Genomic DNA, 15367 nt, shown 5'->3' on the forward strand with positions numbered 1-15367 from the left:
GTGAAGCTATGATCGGATTAAAAATCAAGAAAGAGCATTCGCAATCGTTTCTACTGTGGTTAACTAAAGCTCGCTATACGATTATAGGCAGAGAAGTAGATAAAGGGATGCTGTTTAAATTTTTTATTTATTTGATATTGCTGGATACGGCTTACATTTATTTGAAGCCTATCCTTCATATGATAACCACTATGGTCAAAAACGCAGATGATTTGCTCGATCCTTCTGTTAACTGGTTTCCGCGTACGCTATACCTCGGAAACCTCCAGGAAGCTTGGGATTGGTTGAAATATCCGAAAGCTTTCAGCATCAGCTTAACGCTCTCTCTTTCAGTGGCTATATTGCAAACGTTTTCCTGTGCTGTGACCGGTTATGCCTTCGCAAGATTGAAAATCCCTTTTAAGAGGTTGATGTTTTTTTTATTGCTGTTGACCTTTATTGTACCGATCCAGGTTACGATCTTGCCGAACATCATTTATGCGAGGGAACTGGGCCTTCTGAATACCATTTATCCCATTATTGTGCCAGCTTTTTTCGGCCTCGGTTTAAAGGGGGCGCTGTTCGTTATTATTTATCGTCAATTTTTCTCCACCCAACCGAAGGAACTTGAGGAAGCGGCCAGAATTGATGGGGCCAATGTGTTTAAAATATTTTCCAAGGTTATGATGCCGCTTGCCAAACCTGCCATTCTCGTCGTATTTTTGTTTTCCTTCGTTTGGACCTGGAACGACTTCTATTTGCCAAGCATGTATTTGTCCGATATCGAAACGGCGCCTCTCTCGATGGGGATATCGCGCATTGCCTCTGCGCTGCGGCAGCAAGCAGAACAATATGGACCGTCCGTTAATGATGAAGCAATTAGGATGGCTACAACATTCATGATGATCATACCGCCGATGCTTTTGTATACATTTACACAACGCTGGTTCGTTGAGGGCGTGGAAAGAACGGGCTTGGTAGAGTAGGACAATGCAGCTAAAGGAGGATTATGGAAAATGAAACGAGTTACTGCCTTATTCGTTATCGTCATACTTTTGGTTTCTATGATGGCATGTTCATCGACGGAAACTGCTACTGCACCCTCAAATGCCAAAAAATTGCTTTATGTCAAAAAGAACGAAGGCAGCAACGATCCCATTATCATTAGTCATTTGAAAAAGCTTGGCTATCAAGTCATGGATACAACGGACAGCGTCTTTAAAGCGGATGCAGCAAACGGCTATGGCGTCGTGTTTATAAGCGATTCCGTCAACTCCTCCAGAATAGATGCCCAGTTGAAGAGTTCCACTGTTCCCGTTGTCTATGCCAAGACTCAGTCGGTCAGCATTGCCGGTTTGACGGGAATTCTGGATTACGGGGAATTGAATGATGTGAATACCATACAAATTAAAGACAACAAACATCCACTTGCAGCAGGGTTGAAGGATCGTGTAATTGTTTATAACAGCAATGGAAAAATGGGGTACGCAATTCCGGGCAAAGAAGCGGTCATTATTGCGACGGCTCAAGGCGACGATAAGAAAGCTGTCATTTTCGGCTATGAAAAGGGGGCGAAAAACGTAAAAAATGAACCGATCCCGGCTCGTCAAGTGTTTTTCTATTTGCCTGCCGGGCAAGAAATGAACCAGACCGATGAAGGTTGGAAGCTTTTAGACGCCTCGATTCAGTGGGCTGCACAAAATGGGAAAAAGTAATTTTTAAGCGTTTACTACTATTTTGGTAAAGGGGATTTGATTCATGAAACGTTTAGTGAACATGATCACTGTCTTAATGCTGTTTATGGCGCTAATGGCTTGTACATCTGTACCGGTCAAAATGGATTCCGTGACCAATCAACCGACAGCTCCGAACAAAACGCAGAGTAATGGGAAAAAAGTTCTATTTGTCGGAAGAGACAGCGGCGGAGATGCTATCGTTACCAAACGCTTAAAAGAAGTACATGGCTTTGAAGTCACGGTAATCGCGGACAAAGAAGTTACTCCCGAAAAGGCGAATGGGTATACGCTAATCTTTGTAAGCGAATCCGTTAATTCCGGAAAAATCCGAGACAATTTCGTAAAGGCTGCCGTACCCGTCATTTATGCCGAGCCTCAATCAACCTCGGATACAGGAATGACGGTTACCGATGGATACGGTAAATTGGATGCAGGGAACGTGGCAAAAACGATTCAAATCAAGGATAGTAAGCATCAACTTGCAGCAGGGCTAGAGAACCAGGTGGACGTCTATAAAGCTAACGGAAAAATGGGTTTCGCCACCCCTGGCGCCGAGGCTATTGTTGTGGCTACAGTACCGAACGAGGAGCAAAAAGCAACCATTTTCGCCTATGAGAAAGGCGTGAAAAACGCAAAGGACCAGCCCGTAGTCGCGCGCGAAGTGTTCTTCTATTTGTTCAATGGGGAAGAAATCAATCAAACCGAAAGTGGTTGGAAACTGTTCGATGCCGCCATAAAATGGGCAACCGGGAAAAAGTAGCTTTCATTATTAGGGAGGATATTACATGAAGCGATTATTGAGCCTTCTCATTATTGCCATGATTCTAATTGTCGCTACGGCTTGCACAGCAGCAACACAGGGAAATCCTGATGCGAGCCAAGAGGTTAATGCTCCGAAAGTGTCTGGAAAAAGCAAAAAAGCACTCTTTGTTGGCAGGGAGAGCGGTGGTGATGCAATTACAATTAAACATTTGAAAGCACTCGGATTTGAAGTCGCGGTGACTACGGACAAAGAGCTTACCGCCGACGAAGCGCTGAAATATGCTTTGGTATTTATTAGTTCAACCGTCAACTCCGGTCGAGTTAGCAACAAGTTGATTGCTTCTCCAGTACCCGTCATTTATGCCGAATCTCAAAATATAGGAGATGTGGCTTTGTCGGGTAAATCGACTGACTTTGATAATGGCGATTACTCCGGTAAGACCGTTACAATCAAAGCCGGCAACCATCCGATGGCAGCTGGGTTAAAAGGCAATGTAGACGTCTATAAGCTAGACGGGAAGATCGGTTTCGTCATACCAAGCAAGGAGGGAGTCATTGTTGCCTCAGCTCCCGATGATGACCAAAGAGCCGTTATTTGCGCGTTTGAGAAAGGCGTCAAAAACTTGAATAACGAACCTGTACCGGCACGTCAAGTGTACTTTTATTTGGTAAACGGAGAAGAAATAAACCAGACCGACGATGGCTGGAAGCTCTTCGATGCTGCCGTGAAATGGGCGATCGGTAGCAAGTGATACTCGATCTATAAGGAACAAATTCTTTAGGCTTCTCCGTTCAGGAGAGGCCTTTCTTTATTATCATCGTTTACGGAAGGATGCAATAAACAACCTATAAAAATGAACGATCCCCTAATGAAAGCACGATTCATTCCTATTAAAGTTATTTAGAAAGCGCTTCCGTGAAAGCGGGAATCTTAAAGGAGGTTCAATAAAGAATGAAAAAGTATCTATTATCATCCTTATTTTTTGCGCTGGCATTTTTAGTCTTGACTAGCTGTAAGTCAGAACTTGCAAGTTCTGATCAAACTCCGGTAGCCAACAAATCAACGGAATCGCCGGAGAACGAATTGTTCATCTATACGGCTTGGCCTGCATTTTACGTCAAAGAAGAAATTTTTGAAAAGCAAATCGGTCAATATATCAAAAAGAAGTTCCCAGATATTAATGTCAAGCATGTCCATTGGGATAGTCCGGGCAGACGGTATGAGGACTTGATTGCGGCGGGCACTATTCCCGACATTGTATTTGATGAAGTACGCCGCAACACGTACAGACAGGTTCGAAGATTCGAAATGCAATATGACATGACCGATTTGATCAAAAAATACAATTTTGATACTAACAAACTGAACCCGGCAGACATGCAGCATTCAATTAATACATCAGACGAAAAACTCTATTCGCTGCCCTTTAATTCGAATGAGTGGGTGCTGTTTTATAACAAAGATATTTTTGATAAGTTCGGTGTGGAATATCCGAAGGATGGCATGACATGGGATGAAACTTATGAGATGGCCAAAAAGTTGACGCGTCAAGAGGGAGAAATCACCTATAAAGGTTTTCAGATGAATCCTGCCCATTATTTGAAGTTTAACCAGCTATCGGAACCTGGACTCGACCCAAACGTAGACAAGGCTTCCATGGTATCAGATAAATGGGTGAAGAGTGTAGACAATATCAGGCGATTCTATGAAATTCCCGGAAATCAGTTAGTCAAAACGAATGCCTTCTCTAAGGGTAATATTGCGATGATTGTGGACTCCTTGGAAAATGCGGTGAGATTGGTTAGCGAGAACAAAAGCTTAAACTTCGATGTGTCTTCTGTTCCTGTTTTTCCGGAGGCACCCAAATCTAAATTTCAGCCCAACACGAACGGTATGTTTATAACGAATCAATCCAAAAAGAAGGATCTGGCATTTCAGGTCATTGCTTATCTTTTGTCGACAGAGTTTCAAATCGAACTGTCCAAACAAGGAATCATTTCTCCTCTAATAGATCCGGCTGTACAACAGGTATTCGGGCAAGGCATTCAGGAGTGGAAGGGAAAGCATCTCCAATCACTCTTTTATTTAAACGGCGCTAAGCCTGCTCTTCGTAAACCGGGTTTGACCTTTATAGATTCGAATACGGATATGGTGTGGAATTTAATTGCGAAAGAATCCAAAGATAGCCAAACGGCACTGCGCATGACCAATGATGCCATGAACAAAGCAATAGAAGAAACGAAAGCGATTGAGAAAGATGGCGGAACTAGTCAATACCAATAGGGTTATCACCGTACGGAAAGATGCAACAAACAACCTATAAAATAGAACTACCCCCCTAATGTAAGCGCAATTAATTAGTAATAAAGTAAGGATATATAAGAGTGCCAAACGAAGTTGCCGGTTCTCGCTTCATTTTTTTATTAAAAATAGAAGCGTTTACATGGCGAATAATGGAGGCGAGCTATGAAGAAGAATCTTATATCACGAAGCAATCGACTAAAGGTATTCAAACTGAGAAAGCTGCCAAGTAAAATCGTATCCGATGGGATTGAATCAAGAATTTAGGGGGAATTAGTTAATGAAACGTTTTCTCATCCTGCTCGTCATCGCTTTGATGACATTAACCGTGATCGCCTGCTCGTCATCCGAAGGAAATCCTGAGGCGAGTGTCTCGCCAAAAGTCACAGCATCAGCTACCACATCGATAACGCCAGCGCCTTCGGATTCTTCCATGGCTTCTACGGCACCAACACCAACACCAACACCAACAGCTACTTCAGTGGTTTCGGTAACTCCTTCACCAACGGAATCTTCCAAACCTTCAGTAACACCTGCATCAACAGATTCATCCAAGGCTTCGGCAACGACTGTACCTGCAGATTCTCCCAAAGCTTCCGTGACGTCTACGCCAGCAGCGACACAACCTGAGACCAAACCCGAACCAACGCAGCAGCCTGAAATATCACCAAAGGGGAAAAAAGTGCTCTTTGTTGGACGGGAGCAAGTTCCTGTGCCTGCAGAAGATGTTGTTATGGCCGATCGTTTGAAAGGCATGGGCTTCATTGTTACGAGGCTTGGCGATAAAGATTTCACTGCCGATGAAACCAAAGGTTATGACTTGCTCTATTTCAGTCAAACGGTGAACTCTAAGTTTTTGAAGGGTGGCGTCATGAAAGATGTCGCGATTCCAACCGTCTATGTGAAAAGCCACGGTATGTTCTATCTGGGCTTATCCTCGCTCGAGGAAGGAGCCACGGTTAAAAAAATTAAATCGATCGATATCGTTGATAGCAAGCATAAGGTAGCTGGCGGATTGTCAGGCACAGTGGACGTGTATAAAGAAGCTGACACCGGTTACGGTGTTAGTTACGGAATAGTGGGCAAGGAAGCGAAAGTGATTGCAACGATCCCTGGAGATAAGACGAAGGCTGCGCTTTATTATTACGACAAAGGCTCGAAAGCCGATAATGGCTATACGGTAAAAGCGCGAGTAGCATTCTACTATTGGAGCAACGGGATGCAGGATAATTCCACTGACGCAGGCTGGAAGCTTTGGGATAATATCGTCCTATGGACGTTGCAAAACGGCTAATCTTTGCTGGAGCAATCGTTTCGGGAAATTATTCTTCAATGGAGGTACTTAACACCATGAAAAAATATATAAAGAACTCCTTACTTATCGTTTCATTGCTCACGATTTTGACAGGCTGTGAAAGTAGTCTTGATTCAAATCCTGTCACTACAACTAACAAACCGGCGAACTCAACGCCTGCAAACGAATTATTTATTTACACGGTTTGGCCATCCTTTTATGCAAAAGAAGAAAATTTCGACAAACAAATCGGCCAATTTCTTAAAAAGAAATTTCCAGATATGACGATTAAGCATGTGCACTGGGATAATCCGGGCAGACAATATCAGGACTTGATCGCGGCTGGCACCATCCCGGACATTATCCTCGATAACACCCGTATGAATGTGCAAAGATATATTATGGATAACGATCTTCAGTATGACATCAGTGATTTGATCAAAAAGTATAACTTCGATACAAACCAATTAAATCCGGCTCACATGGCCCAGATGAGAAATATGACGCCGGATGGGAAAATATACGGTTTGCCGTTCAATAATAACGATTTCGTTCTCTTTTATAACAAAGACATTTTTGACAAATTTGGCGTCGACTATCCGAAAGACGGCATGACCTACGATGAAGCTTACGAGATGGCCAAAAGGCTGACCCGTGTGGAAGGCGAAATCACATATAAAGGGTTTTCTCAAAACCCTGGCCATTATATGAACTACAATCAGCTTTCTGTTTCTCCGCTTAGCCAAACGGAAGACAAGGCAAGCTTGAACACGCCAGAGTGGAAAAAGATTGTAGACAACTTGAGACGTTTCTATGATATTCCCGCCAATCAGTTTGATACCGTCGAAACTTTCGCGACGAAAGGAAATATCGCCATGGCTGTGGCAACAGTGGACCATATTGTTTCGTTCCATGAACAAAACAAAAACTTGAACTTCGATGTCGTATCAGCACCTTCGTTTAGTGATGTTCCGGATACTAGGTATCAACCGAACCTATACGCCATGTACATAACGAAACAATCGACAAAAAAAGATCAAGCCTTTCAAGTTATGGCCGCTATTCTCTCCGAAGAGCATCAAGTCGATTTGGCAAAAGAAGGTGTAATCGTGCCTTTGGAAAGCAAAGCGGTTCAAGATGCATTCGGACAAAACTTGCCTCAAATGAAAGGTAAGAACACGAAAGCTATTTTCCACGGCAAAACAGCTATGCCTCCGGCAGCACGCGCAGCAGGTTTAGCCTGGTATGACGTTCCGATGCAGAACGTATTCGGACCTTTGATTTTCAAAGAGTCCAAAGATTCCGTAACAGCGCTGCGTATGATTGAAGAACAATCAACGAAAGGAATTGAAACAAAGAAGGCTGAAAAGGCTGCACTCGACAAATCTATAAAAAAATAATCAACCTCTTAAAGACCTATAAACATGAGTAAAAGCCCCTATATTCGATTCATCTTTTCGTAATAGAGTAGGGATAGTGCGAAGATGTCCTTAATGAGGAGGTGAAAAAGTAAGTCGTGTAAAGTAATACCTGTTATTTACTTAACTGACCGCATGCTCGTTTCTTTATTAATCTAATATTGGATGGTGATCTGTTTGAAAAAACTTATATCAACGCTATTAATGGTTCTTCTTTTATCATTCACTTTGCTTCCATTGGCTTTTGCAGAGGGTACCGATTCGGCCGACACTCCTGCCGTTAAATCCGTGGATGATTTCAAGGATTTGAAGGATTTGCCGCAAGACGTGAAGGACAAATTTGATTCGCTGATTAAAGGCGGCGTGTTTAACGGATTGACGGAAGATACTTTCGGTTTAGATGCTGAAATGAATCGCGCTCAGTTCGCCAAAGTTGCTGGCATTATTTTTAAATTGACAATTGATGAAACGCTTACAAGCTCTACATTTACCGATGTTCGCGCTGATGATCCGGCAAATTCCTATGCACTTCCCTATATCGAGGCGCTGAAGAAAGCAGGACTAACAAACGGGTATGACGCTGAGGGGAAAACTTATAAACCGTCCGGTGCAGTGTCTCGGCAAGAGCTTGCAGCGTTCCTCATCAGGGGTATCGGTTTGGAGGAAGATGCAAAAAAAGCCACGCCTGTTACGGACAACACTGTGGACGCTTGGGCAAAAGGATATGTCGCGCTTGCGCTCGAAAAGAATCTCATGACGAACCAAGATGATGGTAAATTTGGCGGCACGAAATCGGCTACAAGGAAAATGTTAGCGCTCGCAAGCTTTGAAGCGAAGAAGCTCTTCGAGGGGGATGGCACGACAGAGCCGGGCACACCGACGACTCAGCCAGACACACCTTCCAGTGAAGTTTCCGCACAAGGAAAAAGAGTGCTATATGTAGGAAGGGATGCATCTAGCATACCTGCGGAGGATGTTTTTGTTCAAGATCGTTTGAAGGCTCTTGGTTTTAGGGTTACTAATATTATTGATAGAAAATTCACTGTAGAAAAAACGGAAGGATATGATTTGCTCTATATTAGTAATACCTTGAATTCCAAGTATCTTAAAGGTGGAATTTTGAAAGATGTTGCGATTCCAACTGTCTATGCCAAGAACCATGGCATGTACTATCTCGGTCTTTCATCACAAGAGGAAAACACGAATGAATATAATCTCAAATCAATTACCATAGTAGACCCTAAATTAAAGGCTGCAGCTGGATTCTCCGACGATGTACAAGTGTATACAGAATCTAACCCTAAATTCGCGATAGGTTACGGTCTTCCGGGCAAGGAAGCAGTTAAGATTGCCACTATCCCTGGGAAAAGCAATGAAGCTACCATGTACTATTATAATAAGGGATCCCACTCCGATAGCGGGTATGAAGTAAAAGCACGTCTTTCATTCTACTTTCAGACCGGTAATTATGAAAAAATGACTGAGGACGCGTGGAAGCTTCTAGATGCACTTGTTTTATGGACGCTGCAAAACGGTTAATATCCTTTCGTTGTATGAAAAACTCCAGTTAATGGACTGGAGTTTTTTCAACATAGCAAATTAATTCTTATAAGGAGTGATTAAATGAAGCAGATAAAGCTTTATAGCATGCTTTCTGTTATCTGTTCATTGTTTTTATCAACTCAGCCGGCTATCGCACAAATAAACCCTAATATAAAATGGATTAATACCCTATCAAGCAGTGATTCTAATTATAATCATTGTTATTCCTCGGCTGATGTCGGTGACGGTTACACCACGGTGGCTGGTTACAGTGATAAAGAAAATTGTTCGGGCATATCCAGAGGTGAAACTTATGTTGAAAACATCTCCCAAATTAAATTCGGTTGGTCGTACTACGTTGAAAGAGACGCAAATATTACGGTAACCGTAGCTACTTATGAAGGAGACTTATTCAACATTACGAAAAATGGCAGTAGTGATTTTGAGTATGAAACAGTAATTGACTTACCAGGAGGATATACGGGCCTTGTTTATTTCAATGTCGATGTCAGTGCATGGAATAATGGCTTTGGCGAAGCGAAAATTGAGAATATAGCTTTTCAATAATAGCGTTATCCATGTTTGAAAATGAAAAAGAGGAAGCAACCATGTTTCCTCTTTTTTTTTGCAAAAACTTCGGATGATAAGACGCAACTGCATATTTAGGAGTGTGAGTAACCATGACTATTGCGCAACAACAAGAAAACACTGAAGCTCTTATAAGGGCGGAAGGTATTACCAGGGTGTTCGGACGCGGTTCTACAGCAGTTCACGCCCTGAAAGGAGCCAACTTATCGATCCCGGCAAAGCAGCTAGTCGCTCTCAAAGGGCGGTCCGGATCCGGCAAAACCACATTAATGAATATGCTTGGTGCCCTTGACAGGCCAACGGAAGGCAAAGTGTACTTTCATGATGCCGAAATTAGTGGATTCACAGAGAAGAAACGCAACGAGTTGAGACGTGCACACATGGGGTTGATTTTCCAATCCTTTGCTCTGGTTCCACTGATGACGGCTTACGAGAATGTGGAATTCGGTTTGCGAATTGCGGGCATTCCATCCGTACTTTATAAGGAGTATACAGAAAGGGCGCTCGAATTCGTAGGGTTGAAAGCTAGAATGAAACATCGGCCCTTCGAAATGTCCGGGGGAGAGCAGCAGCGGGTTGCCATTGCGAGAGCGATTGCTCATAAGCCTTCTTTGATTTTAGCTGACGAGCCAACTGCAGAACTGGATAGTAAGATGGGGCTTCAAGTCATGAAGGTATTCAAGGATTTGGTTCAACACGAGGGGATGACCATCATTATTACGACTCATGACCCCTCAATTATGAGCGTAGCCGATCATGTTTACACATTGGAGGATGGTCAAATTGTCGAACAAGCTTAGCAAAATGCTGTTCCCGATGCTTGGATTATGGTGCATGGCTGGGACTTTGGCAGGCTGCTCTTTGCTGCCGGTTGAAGAACCAGATTTGAAACCGCCGCTTGTTCAACCACTCACAGAATCCTTAACGCTTTTTGAGGTGAAGAAAGCCAATATAGCCAAGCAAATTACGGGAGTCGCGACGTTTGCATCGGATCAAATGGATTACTTATTTTATAAAGAATCGGGCGGCAGATTGACGTCAATGAATGTGAAATTGGGAGATAAAGTACATGCAGGTGATGTCGTAGCTTCAACGGAAACAGGCGATCTTGAAATGAAAATTCGTTTGCAAGAAATTACGCTCGAAAAGATCAAAATTTCAATGGCGCAAGAAATAGCTGATAAGGGTGGCGATGATCCTGCGGTTCGTTTGAAAATGCTCGATTATGAAAGCGCTCAAATTCAGTTGAAATCACTGCGGAGCCAATTGGATAGAACGACTCTCGTTGCAACGGTCGACGGCATCGTAACTTACATTGAACCTATGAAACTGGGTGATCAAGTATCGGCTTATAAACAGCTGGTGACGATCTCAGACCCGAATAAGATGAAACTCGTTTATACAGCCTCCAGTCAGAACGATTTGGTTGGCGTTGAAATCAACATGGATGTCAATGTGAAAATAAAAGACAAGACGTATGTAGGGAAAGTCGTTCAAACGCCTATGACCGCACCGATTAGTGATAATAAAACGGTACAGGATAAAAATTCGAAGTCTCTCTTTATTAACGTGAAGGAATTACCGACAGAAGTGACGATCGGTTCCCAAGCAGATATCACGATTGTAACAGAAAAGCGAGAGAATGTATGGGTCATCCCAAGATCGGGGCTGCGCAGTTATATGGGGCGCGATTATGTACAGGTCATGGAAGGAGAAAGCAGGAAAGAGGTCGATGTGGAGAAAGGGATTGTAGCGGCTAGGGAAGTGGAGATACGCAAAGGCATTACCGAAGGGCAGAAGATTATTTTGAATAATTAGGAGGTTAAGGGATTGGCATTATTTATCATGATCTTGCGCAAAATGATCAATAATAAATGGCTGGAGCTTAGCCTGCTGTTCGGATTGGTGTTATCTGTGGCTTTAACGAGTACGATGCCGATTTATACAAACGCGATCTTGCAAAGATTACTGATTCAGGAGCTGCAGCAATTGCAAACCTCTAGCAGTCAGTATCCCGGCATCTATTGGTTATCAGCAAATTTAGTTCCGGAAGATGAGCAAAAGAATACTAAAATTTCTGAAACCGATGAATTTCTGAACAAAGCCAGCCATCGCTTTGGCCTCCCTGTCCAGCAACTCGTCCGTGAGAGGTCAACGCAACGATACGGACTTGCTCCGGCCGAACCAGACAAAGTTGATATCAACAGACAGCGGTCGGCGGATTTCTCTGCCATTGATGGAATGGAGGGACACATTCGGCTAGTGGATGGACGTCTACCGGAGAAAGAGCCGATTAATGGGGTGTATGAAGCGCTTGTTGTAAAAGAAGCTTTGACAGAACTCGGCATGGTGCTGAATACCGTTTTTACAATTCAAGATGAGAAGATGAAACTACCGGTTTACGTCAAGCCTGTAGGTGTATTCGATCGTAAGGATTACACGGATCTATTTTGGTATAACATCCCAAGCAGCTATAAGAACAGCTTTCTGATCAATTTTGATTTATTTGAAAAAGAATTCACAGCAGGCAGCAAGCTAAATCTTCAGTCTAGCTACTGGTATTTGGCCCTTGATTACAGCAAAATGTCGCTGGTATCCACAAACGATTTCATTGATGCGCATCGTACTATCACGGCCCATATGGATAAACGGTACGAAACTCACAATATGAATGCTCCTGCCTTACAAACTCTGGGTGCATATTACGTAAAAGAAGCAAGTCTAAGGCTCATGCTCTGGTCGTTAAATGTGCCTGTTATGCTCATGCTTGCCTTTTACTTGTATATGGTTGCAAACCTGATCACGGAACGCCAGAAAACTGAAATCGCCGTATTACGCAGTCGGGGTGCTAGTCGCTTGCAAATTATTTTCAGTTATGTCGTGGAGGGCTTAGTACTCGGTGCAATTGCTTTCTTGGTTGGACCGTATTTCGGGGCCTTTTTGACAAAACTATTGGGCGCATCTAGCGGTTTTCTTGAATTCGTACAGCGGGCTAAGCTTGACGTTGAACTGAATCGGGATGCTTTTTTGTATGGGCTGATTGCTGTCGCCAGCTCACTTGTGATGACGCTGATTCCGGTATTCCTTGCCATGAGGGTTACTATTGTCGGACAAAAACAGCAGTCGGCAAGACAGGAAAAAAGCTCCTTCTGGCACAAATATTTCATCGATGTCATGTTGATTGGGGTAGCACTATATGGATTGAATAATTATAAAACGCGAATCAAAGAGCTGCTGTCGCTAGGCTTAAAATCCGGTGATTTAAAGGTAGATCCGCTGTTATTTCTCATTCCGGCACTTTTTATTTTGGGTATGGGTCTGCTCATTCTTCGAATTTACCCTTGGTTTATGCGTTTGGTGTTTCAGGTTGGCAGACGTTGGTGGCCACCTTCTCTGTACAGCACATTTATTCAAGTTAGCCGCTCGACCATTCAATATCAATTTATTATGGTTTTTCTGATCATCACCATTGCCACAGGCTTATTCAGTGCAAGTGCAACCCGTACGATCAATAAGAATACGACTGATAAAATCCTTTACTCTGCAGGCGCTGATATTACGATGCAGATTCGTTGGGAGAATGACGCCCCTCCGGCAATCTTGACCGGTTTAATGGAAGAGTCTGAAGAGGAAGATGCTGAGTCAGAAGCTTCTTCCGAAGCTCCTTTAAAGACACAATATACGGAACCGTCATTCCTGCCTTTTACGCAGCTGCCTGGCGTGGAACAAGCAGCAAAGGTATTTAATAAAAAAGATGCGATATATATCCATGGAAAGTCAACTGAAAATATACAGTTGATGGGGATCGAAAGCAAACAATTTGGTGAAACCGCTTGGATGCGTGATAGACTGCTTGATCATCATATCAATGAATATTTGAACTTGATCGCACGCAATCCATCTGCTGTTTTAATATCGAAATCGATGGCCGAAGAATATAGTCTGAAACCTGGCGATACGATGACGCTAGGCTGGACAGGTGTAGAAGGAGCCCAATTTACCGTGTATGGGGTAATTGATTATTGGCCATCTTGGAATCCAAACCCCGGTGTAAATGATACAGTAACAACCACAACGAAGCAGGGTTCCACCACGAAATTGAAGAAGCCAAATCTCGTGATCGGCCAACTGCCATATATTCAAAACAATCTGGCACTTGAGCCCTATGAGGTTTGGTTGAAGCTGAATCCAGAGGCAAGCAGTCAAGCGGTGTATCAAGCAATCGTCGATCATGGCTATGAGATAGAGTCTTTGAGGGATGCCAAACAGGAACAGATTAAGTCGATCAAGGATCCCTTCCAGATGGCCATTAATGGTGTGATGACGCTTGGTTTTCTGATTTCTATATTTATTTGCTTTTTTGGCTTCCTGTTATATTGGGTTCTATCCTTATTCGCTCGGACGCTTCAGTTCGGTATTTTGAGAGCTATGGGCATTTCCTTTTACCAGTTGATTCTTATGCTTGTTGGCGAGCAAATCTTGATCTCGGGTGCGGCGATCCTCATTGGAATTCTGACTGGTAACGTGGCGAGTCTCTTGTTCGTACCCTTATTTGAATTGTCGTTTGATCCGAAAACACAGGTTCCGCCATTCGAAGTTACCTTTGACCCTCGGGATCAAGTTCGGCTGTACTGGATTGTCACGATGATGATCGCGATTGGATTGGGAGTACTCGGGTCTTTCGTATCCCGAATTCGAATTCATCAAGCTGTTAAGTTGGGGGAGGATTAGGATGATTCATTGTGATAATCTGGTCAAAATTTATAAAATTGCCGATTTGGAGGTAGTCGCCTTACAAGGATTGGATTTACACGTGGAGGCTGGTGAATTGATGGCCATTATCGGCAACAGCGGAAGTGGTAAATCGACTCTGCTAAATATGCTCGGGGGGCTTGACCGCCCCTCGGCTGGCAGTCTAACGGTGGCGGGCAGAGATTTGCTGAGTATGTCGGAGAAAGACATCGTAAGTTACAAACGGGAGACCGTAGGCTTCGTATGGCAGAACAATGCACGGAATTTAATTCCTTACCTGACAGCACAAGAAAATGTAGAGCTGCCTATTTTACTTCAGGGCAAGCGCAAACGAGAAAGGGCTATGGAACTGCTGGAAGCCGTAGGCCTTAGCCACCGGTTGAAAAACAGACTGAACCAACTCTCAGGCGGTGAACAGCAGCGTGTTGCCATCGCTATAGCGCTGGCAAACCATCCGAAACTCTTACTTGCGGATGAACCAACCGGCTCCGTCGATTCGAACATGGCCAATCAAATTCTTGATTTGTTCCGGCATTTGACCCGGAGTCTGGGGCTAACAGTCGTTATTGTTACGCACGATCCGCTGCTTGCCAAAAAAGTGGATCGCGTAGTAGCCATTCGGGACGGGAAAACGTCTTCGGAAATATTGCGTCGTAAATCGTTCGATCAAGAACTGCTTGAATCGGTGCATGGTATCGAAGAGCAGGAAGAAGAATCCCACGTCGAATATGCGGTGCTGGACCAAGCGGGCCGGTTGCAAATTCCTCCAAACTACTTGGAATCAATCGGAGTGAAAAACACGAATAAAGTTCAAGTTACGCTGGAGGAGGGGAGAATCGTACTTTTGCCTCCAGAATAATGATGAATTAAACAACCTATAAAGATGCATAAAAGCCCCCATGAAAAGTTTGCATTTTTGCCATATAGTTAGGTCATGCAAGTAAACTAAGATTGGAGAGTGGGTTGATGTGATCAGAGAGACAACAGTGTTTCA

At 43.5% G+C, this 15367-nt stretch carries 14 protein-coding genes; all 14 read left to right on the top strand.

Translation table 11 applies throughout. The features are described from left to right. Positions 1-8: 8 nt before the first annotated feature. The 14 genes from QFZ77_RS19640 to QFZ77_RS19705 all read left to right on the top strand — a co-directional run bounded on the left by QFZ77_RS19640 (position 9) and on the right by QFZ77_RS19705 (position 15232). Positions 9-965 carry a carbohydrate ABC transporter permease gene (locus QFZ77_RS19640; protein WP_307441996.1) on the top strand — a complete coding sequence of 319 codons (957 nt, stop codon included), beginning with the start codon at positions 9-11 and terminating at the stop codon, positions 963-965. 30 nt (positions 966-995) lie between these two features. Further along, positions 996-1694, top strand: coding sequence for a hypothetical protein (locus tag QFZ77_RS19645; RefSeq protein WP_307441997.1), 699 nt, complete (start codon positions 996-998; stop codon positions 1692-1694). A gap of 43 nt (positions 1695-1737) precedes the next feature. Next, the gene (locus tag QFZ77_RS19650; RefSeq protein WP_307441998.1) at positions 1738-2475 is read left to right on the top strand and encodes a hypothetical protein; all 738 of its coding nucleotides are present in this window, start codon (positions 1738-1740) and stop codon (positions 2473-2475) included. Positions 2476-2500: 25 nt separating this feature from the next. Continuing rightward, the gene (locus QFZ77_RS19655) at positions 2501-3229 is read left to right on the top strand and encodes a hypothetical protein (protein ID WP_307442000.1); all 729 of its coding nucleotides are present in this window, start codon (positions 2501-2503) and stop codon (positions 3227-3229) included. Positions 3230-3429: 200 nt separating this feature from the next. Then, complete coding sequence (locus QFZ77_RS19660) at positions 3430-4761, top strand: ABC transporter substrate-binding protein (RefSeq protein ID WP_307442002.1); 1332 nt, start codon at positions 3430-3432, stop codon at positions 4759-4761. 101 nt (positions 4762-4862) lie between these two features. Further along, entirely contained in the window at positions 4863-5012 is a 150-nt protein-coding gene (locus QFZ77_RS19665; protein ID WP_307442004.1) for a hypothetical protein, read from the top strand. A gap of 47 nt (positions 5013-5059) precedes the next feature. Beyond that, positions 5060-6073 (top strand): hypothetical protein, encoded by a 1014-nt coding sequence (locus QFZ77_RS19670; RefSeq protein WP_307442008.1) that lies wholly within the window; start codon positions 5060-5062, stop codon positions 6071-6073. 56 nt (positions 6074-6129) lie between these two features. Then, the gene (locus QFZ77_RS19675) at positions 6130-7473 is read left to right on the top strand and encodes an ABC transporter substrate-binding protein (protein ID WP_307442010.1); all 1344 of its coding nucleotides are present in this window, start codon (positions 6130-6132) and stop codon (positions 7471-7473) included. A gap of 195 nt (positions 7474-7668) precedes the next feature. Next, complete coding sequence (locus tag QFZ77_RS19680) at positions 7669-9030, top strand: S-layer homology domain-containing protein (protein WP_307442012.1); 1362 nt, start codon at positions 7669-7671, stop codon at positions 9028-9030. A gap of 84 nt (positions 9031-9114) precedes the next feature. Continuing rightward, entirely contained in the window at positions 9115-9600 is a 486-nt protein-coding gene (locus tag QFZ77_RS19685; protein WP_307442014.1) for a hypothetical protein, read from the top strand. Between the two features lie 113 nt (positions 9601-9713). Beyond that, entirely contained in the window at positions 9714-10421 is a 708-nt protein-coding gene (locus QFZ77_RS19690) for an ABC transporter ATP-binding protein (RefSeq protein WP_307442017.1), read from the top strand. Beyond that, the gene (locus tag QFZ77_RS19695; protein WP_373462753.1) at positions 10396-11439 is read left to right on the top strand and encodes an efflux RND transporter periplasmic adaptor subunit; all 1044 of its coding nucleotides are present in this window, start codon (positions 10396-10398) and stop codon (positions 11437-11439) included. The genes QFZ77_RS19690 and QFZ77_RS19695 overlap by 26 nt, the downstream gene beginning before the upstream one ends. Positions 11440-11451: 12 nt before the next feature. Further along, positions 11452-14352: an ABC transporter permease gene (locus QFZ77_RS19700; RefSeq protein WP_307442023.1), complete on the top strand. Its 2901-nt coding sequence runs from the start codon at positions 11452-11454 to the stop codon at positions 14350-14352. Position 14353: 1 nt separating this feature from the next. Further along, the gene (locus QFZ77_RS19705) at positions 14354-15232 is read left to right on the top strand and encodes an ABC transporter ATP-binding protein (RefSeq protein WP_307442025.1); all 879 of its coding nucleotides are present in this window, start codon (positions 14354-14356) and stop codon (positions 15230-15232) included. Positions 15233-15367 lie beyond the last annotated feature (135 nt).

This window comes from Paenibacillus sp. V4I3 (genome assembly GCF_030817215.1).
Lineage (GTDB): Bacteria > Bacillota > Bacilli > Paenibacillales > NBRC-103111 > Paenibacillus_E.

Coding starts and splice junctions, on each gene's coding strand:
- QFZ77_RS19640 (WP_307441996.1), top strand. CDS start 9: ATGATCGGATTAAAAATCAAGAAAGAGCATTCGCAATCGTTTCTACTG.
- QFZ77_RS19645 (WP_307441997.1), top strand. CDS start 996: ATGAAACGAGTTACTGCCTTATTCGTTATCGTCATACTTTTGGTTTCT.
- QFZ77_RS19650 (WP_307441998.1), top strand. CDS start 1,738: ATGAAACGTTTAGTGAACATGATCACTGTCTTAATGCTGTTTATGGCG.
- QFZ77_RS19655 (WP_307442000.1), top strand. CDS start 2,501: ATGAAGCGATTATTGAGCCTTCTCATTATTGCCATGATTCTAATTGTC.
- QFZ77_RS19660 (WP_307442002.1), top strand. CDS start 3,430: ATGAAAAAGTATCTATTATCATCCTTATTTTTTGCGCTGGCATTTTTA.
- QFZ77_RS19670 (WP_307442008.1), top strand. CDS start 5,060: ATGAAACGTTTTCTCATCCTGCTCGTCATCGCTTTGATGACATTAACC.
- QFZ77_RS19675 (WP_307442010.1), top strand. CDS start 6,130: ATGAAAAAATATATAAAGAACTCCTTACTTATCGTTTCATTGCTCACG.
- QFZ77_RS19685 (WP_307442014.1), top strand. CDS start 9,115: ATGAAGCAGATAAAGCTTTATAGCATGCTTTCTGTTATCTGTTCATTG.
- QFZ77_RS19690 (WP_307442017.1), top strand. CDS start 9,714: ATGACTATTGCGCAACAACAAGAAAACACTGAAGCTCTTATAAGGGCG.
- QFZ77_RS19695 (WP_373462753.1), top strand. CDS start 10,396: ATGGTCAAATTGTCGAACAAGCTTAGCAAAATGCTGTTCCCGATGCTT.
- QFZ77_RS19705 (WP_307442025.1), top strand. CDS start 14,354: ATGATTCATTGTGATAATCTGGTCAAAATTTATAAAATTGCCGATTTG.